Origin of the sequence: Oligoflexus sp. (assembly GCF_035638955.1) — a bacterium.
GTDB lineage: Bacteria > Bdellovibrionota_B > Oligoflexia > Oligoflexales > Oligoflexaceae > Oligoflexus.
In genome coordinates this window covers 1-4974 of record NZ_DASQYZ010000104.1, presented here as the reverse complement: position 1 = coordinate 4974, position 4974 = coordinate 1, and the positions used below count along the sequence as shown (strand labels likewise).

Genomic DNA, 4974 nt, shown 5'->3' with positions numbered 1-4974 from the left:
AGTCCAGCGGCAACTGTTCAAACCAAGTGCGAAGAGAAAAACCCGGCTGCATAGTCGGGGCTGTGGATCCACGCGCGCGTTACTTGAAGGGGGACCTTGCGTTTTTTACAGGGGAACTGTCCGGCTGCTGGACCCATCCTCGAAAATGTTACGTCATGCGTGGATGGGTCTGGTTCTTTTGGCTGGGCAAACGGTGTGGGCCGGTGTGAGTGAAGATCTGGAGAAATTGCTGGCAACAGGTTCCTGTCACGGCTGCGATTTAAGTGGTGTGGATCTGAACGGTCAAACTTTGAATTGGACCAGTCTTAAGAATTCAAGGCTGGTAGGAGCTAATCTGAGTGGAGCTGAAATCAGGGTTGCTCAGAATATTGAAGGGAATGATTTTAGCGGAGCGAACCTTAAGGGAACCAAAGTTTGGACCCCTCAGTTGAATGGGAATATTTTCAAGGGTACTGATCTCAGCGAAGCTTCTCTCAACGCATCCAGCGGCCATGGCTTGCAGTGGTCCTTTCAGCGCAATCAATTTATCCAGGCCACGCTCACCGACGCTGTGATTAGCACGGATTTATGCTATCTCACGACCTTCACAGATTCCAACCTCACGCGTATGAAGTTCACGGCCTATTGGGTCGCTCGCGCTTGTAACGTGAGCCAGTCCAAGGCGGAAGGAAGCGAATGGAGCGGTTAGCTCTACTCTCAGGTCTTTGACACCACAGACCTCACCGGAGCTGCGATGTCTTTGGATGGGAAATCGTTGGTGACCTTCAAGAATTCGATTCTGACCGGTAGCAAAATTGAAGGTGGAAAGACTATTATTCAAGGAGAAACGCCGCAGGGCTGATAGTGATGTTTCCTTTGGGTGGAACATCCCTCATGAAGCTTCATGAGCCAAGGAGGCTCAACGCGCCTGGCCCCAGCTCCAACCAGCAACACATAAAGAATAACTTTTTTAGGTCAAAGATCGCAATACCAGCTGACAAGTCTCACGGCAGCGATGTCTAACATAAATTAATTCATTACTATCTCCTGTTTATCTGATTTTGGCAATTCTGAGTCAAGATTTGAAGCCAAATGCCGATATAGCATCCACAGATATATCGCTCGCCGATATATCGACGATAAAAAGGAAGGATGTTCAGTGTTTGAGCCAATAAAAACAAGTACATACTTCCTGGTGATGCTCGTCCTCCGTGACGGTCCAAGGCATGGGTATGAGATTGCGGCCTCGATCAAAGACCGCAGCCAAGGTTATTTTTCTATTTCGTTTGGTAGTCTCTATCCCGTTCTCCACAAACTCGAAAAAGATAGCCTTGTCGAGGCTCAATGGCAGGAGGCTGGAGATGTCAAAAGTAAAAAGGTCTATAAGTTGACAGATAAAGGATCCCGTCAGCTGACGGCTGAACTGGAACAATTCAACGCAATGATAACCGCTTTCAAAGGTTTTATTGGTGAGGGTGTTTGATGTTTGCCAAAGAACTGAGAGAAATAGAAGAAGAACTAACCGTTCCTTATCCCGAGCGTACCCAGCTGATCAAGGAGATCGCAGGCGATTTGCATGCATCTTTTGAACGGCTTCGCCAGCAGGGCATGAGCCATGAAGCTGCTCGCGTTGAAGCGCTTCGTCTGTTTCGGTTCAGTAGCACGGAACAACTCGCCATAGAAGTTGTCCATGCAAATTTCCTACAAAGAATCTGGCTCAAGTTGCCTAATTCCTGGCGTTACTTATTGGAAATTGGTGGCTGCATGTTCCCACTTGTTGCAGTCATGTTCATCATTCAAACGAAGGTTTCCATGTTTAATCTGATTCTGGAAGGCGGAGTTGAAGGAATGTTGGCGATCATGGTTATTGGTCTATTCATGCTCGGACGGGAGCTTATTCGCGTCATTCGACTACTTTTGCTCAAGCAGCACAGCCGAAAGAATCTGAACTTTGACACGAATTCTGTATTGCTAGGAGTCGCAGCCCTGGTCATATTCAGCGGGGGGCTTTCCCTGCTTGGATTATACAACACGCTCCTGGCCGTTGAGCTGAAGAACGATTATTCCCTTTTAGTCATTGGCGCCAGGGAGTCCATGGTTCCGCTTGTGTTCGGAACCATGATGTCCTCTCTTGTTTTGTTCGCGCACTATGGCTTGAAGATGATGCTTCATCGCTGGGGCGCGATTGGTGAACGCGTCTGACTTCAGTCAAATTCGGGCGGGTTATCCTTTTAACGCTTTTTTTTAGGATGAGCCCGTCTTATCGCATCGGTTGCCTCAGAGTGATTTTCTAGGGAATGTACGAAGTTTTTGAAGAACCCTGATCTCAAGAATCATGACCCCCATCACAACTAATATCTCTGCCAATAGCAGGTACTTTCCGACGTCACTCAGACCATCGTGGAAGACTATGAGGCTGCCAGAAATCAAACTGTAGGCTAGATTCGCTAGAATAATGGTCAGTAGCATCCAGCTTTTGATCGGCTTAATGAAGCCGTAACAGCGGAAAGAGAAGATCATGCAAATCGCTGGAATACCTGCCAAGCTGTAAATCAATTCCTTTGACAACCCTAGGGCATCCGAGAAATAGGGGAGGATAAGCCCGCTCAAGATGAAACTCAGCGCAGCCCCCACTCCATCTAAAAGAAAAATAGTGCGCTCATTCATCTCAACAATTATCCATTATTTATGACGGATCCATAAAGAGATTGAGGTTGCGAGCTTTATCTCTTCCAAATTCCTCGAGACGTCTGCGAATTTCGTCCCTGGTGGATCGGAATACTGCCATCTGCTCTTCATCAGTTCCCGGCCGCCCTGCAGGATCAGGGAGAGGCCAATGAATTTTCTGAGCTTTCGAAAGTATGACTGGGCAAACTTCCTCAGCGCACAACGTAATCACATAGTCCAACGAGTCAACAATATCCTTGGGCAGGTCTGAAACAGCCTTTGAATAAAGACTTGAAGCATCAAATCCAACCTCGCTCAGTGCCCTTGCAGCAAAGGGGTTGACCTTGGCTGGCTGCGAACCAGCACTCAGGATTTGCGCCTTGCTGCCAAACAGAATTTTGGCCATGCCTTCCGCAAGCTGGCTGCGTGCTGAATTAGCCACGCACATGAATAGAATTTTCAAGTGACCTCCCTGCATTGCTGGTAAAAAATCGTTTTCTGATCCAAAGGGAAACATTGACGAGCCCGATCAAAACCGGAACTTCAACAAGCGGTCCAATGACTGCGGCGAACGCCGCCCCATGGTTGATACCAAAAGTTGCGATCGCTACGGCTATGGCCAGCTCGAAATTGTTGGAAGCTGCGGTAAAGGAAAGGGTTGCGGACTGCTGGTAATCGGCTCCTGATTTTTTGCTCAAGAAAAAGGACACGGCGAACATGATGATGAAGTAAACCAGCAGTGGCAAGGCGATTCTCAGAACATCCAAAGGCACAGAAAGAATTTGCTCGCCTTTGAATGAGAACATGAGAACGATTGTAAATAGGAGAGCGACAAGCGTTATAGGGCTGATTGCAGGAATAAATTTCGTGTCGTACCAGACTGCCCCTTTCGACTTTCTGAGCCAGAGCCGGGTCAGAGCACCCGCTGCAAAGGGTATCCCCAGGTAAATGAGAACGGATTTGGCAACTTCAGCCATGGTCAGTTCGATCTCAACCCCCTGGAGGCCAAAGACTCGGGGAAGAACTGCAAGGAAAATGTAGGCATAAAAAGGAAAGAGAAGTATTTGAAAGACGGAATTCAGGGCCACGAGGCCAGCACAGTACTCGGTGCTTCCCTCGGCCAGCTCGTTCCAGACGATGACCATTGCTATACAGCGGGCAAGCCCAATGAGTATAAGACCGATCATATACTCTGGGTGGTCAGGTAGAAAGATTGCCGCCAGTCCAAACATCAAAAGCGGCCCGATAACCCAGTTCTGAACAAGGGACAATGCCAGGACTTTTCCATTCCTGAACACCTTTCCGACTTCTTCATATTTCACTTTCGCGAGAGGGGGATACATCATCAGAATTAACCCTAACGCAATCGGAATGGACGTGGTCCCATAGCTCATTGAATTGAGCCACGGCAGTAGGGTCGGAAAGAGATTGCCAGCAGCTATGCCGGCCGCCATCGCCAGAAAAATCCAGAGAGTCAAGTATCGGTCCAGGAACGAAAGCCTCTTCTTCATTTCATCCACCTTCCTAATCGCCGTCTGAGTCAAGACTGATGTGTACTCTGGTGTCCATATTGTACTCCATAATCGTTATTCGTCGAAAAACGATATATTGGTTTAAAAAAAATCAGAGGCTATCGACCATGGTTTTGAAGTGGTCAAGGATATCGCTGTTCACACAATAGGATCGCCGAGGACCGTCAATAGTTCCCTGCACAAGGCCAGCCTCTTTTAGAATCCTGAGGTGCTCTGAAACTGTCGATTGTGCCAGTAAGAACTCTTCAGCCAAGTCACCTGAGATACATTCCCCTTTTTCAATCAGAATGAGGAGCAATCGAACACGTGCTGGATGAGCCAAAGCCTTGCAAAGGTTCCCAAGCTCTGCCTCGGAAAACTCCTTTCCTCTTGGCCTTTTCCTTGGCGGCTTGCAGCATTCATCAGACATCGCATGCACTCTCACATCGGTTTAAAACAACCTTATATATCGTTGAACGACGAAATAAAGTAAATATATTCTTTGGTGTCTTTTTGGCTTAATGCCGGGCGTGCGATGGCGTATCTGGAGCCAGGAATTGTCATCCTGGCCCGCAGACGATTTCAGTGACACCTATTTATTTGCTCGATCGGTCTTTTAAAGACAGGCCCGAGTGGACTCAGTGGCCTTGGTATAAGAGAGTGGTCCTGCCTTTGCGGAGCGGTCCATGACCGCGACCACAATGCTGCGAAGAACATTCTCCGTCTCGGACGTGAGACGCTGAGCCTTGGGCATCGTGCCTGAAGCAAGGGAAGCTCCCTCCATAGCGGTACTCCGCTTGGAGGGAGAGGATGTCAC

8 protein-coding genes are annotated in these 4974 nt (G+C 48.4%); 4 read left to right on the top strand and 4 right to left on the bottom strand.

Annotated elements, in window-relative coordinates:
* The 3 genes from VE954_RS09945 to VE954_RS09935 form a co-directional block, all read left to right on the top strand.
* Positions 1-688, top strand: a 688-nt coding sequence (locus VE954_RS09945; RefSeq protein ID WP_324952209.1) for a pentapeptide repeat-containing protein, incomplete at its 5' end; no start/stop codon positions are given.
* Between the two features lie 450 nt (positions 689-1138).
* Positions 1139-1462, top strand: coding sequence for a PadR family transcriptional regulator (locus tag VE954_RS09940; protein ID WP_324952207.1), 324 nt, complete (start codon positions 1139-1141; stop codon positions 1460-1462).
* Entirely contained in the window at positions 1462-2181 is a 720-nt protein-coding gene (locus VE954_RS09935) for a hypothetical protein (RefSeq protein ID WP_324952205.1), read from the top strand. The genes VE954_RS09940 and VE954_RS09935 overlap by 1 nt, the downstream gene beginning before the upstream one ends.
* Positions 2182-2256: 75 nt before the next feature.
* Here VE954_RS09935 and VE954_RS09930 read toward each other — a convergent pair whose 3' ends face one another.
* The 4 genes from VE954_RS09930 to VE954_RS43760 form a co-directional block, all read right to left on the bottom strand.
* A complete protein-coding gene (locus tag VE954_RS09930) occupies positions 2257-2646 on the bottom strand; it encodes a hypothetical protein (RefSeq protein ID WP_324952203.1) in 390 nt (129 codons plus the stop codon).
* A 19-nt stretch (positions 2647-2665) separates the two neighbouring features.
* Positions 2666-3109 carry an arsenate reductase ArsC gene (locus tag VE954_RS09925; RefSeq protein WP_324952201.1) on the bottom strand — a complete coding sequence of 148 codons (444 nt, stop codon included), beginning with the start codon at positions 3107-3109 and terminating at the stop codon, positions 2666-2668.
* Positions 3081-4157: an ACR3 family arsenite efflux transporter gene (gene arsB, locus VE954_RS09920; RefSeq protein WP_324952199.1), complete on the bottom strand. Its 1077-nt coding sequence runs from the start codon at positions 4155-4157 to the stop codon at positions 3081-3083. Before arsB ends, VE954_RS09925 begins: the two co-directional genes overlap by 29 nt.
* A gap of 112 nt (positions 4158-4269) precedes the next feature.
* Positions 4270-4587 (bottom strand): metalloregulator ArsR/SmtB family transcription factor, encoded by a 318-nt coding sequence (locus tag VE954_RS43760; RefSeq protein ID WP_349263809.1) that lies wholly within the window; start codon positions 4585-4587, stop codon positions 4270-4272.
* 168 nt (positions 4588-4755) lie between these two features.
* On the opposite strand from VE954_RS43760, the gene VE954_RS43755 reads away from it, so the two are divergent.
* Positions 4756-4920, top strand: coding sequence for a zinc ribbon domain-containing protein (locus VE954_RS43755; RefSeq protein ID WP_414698990.1), 165 nt, complete (start codon positions 4756-4758; stop codon positions 4918-4920).
* Positions 4921-4974: the final 54 nt, after the last annotated feature.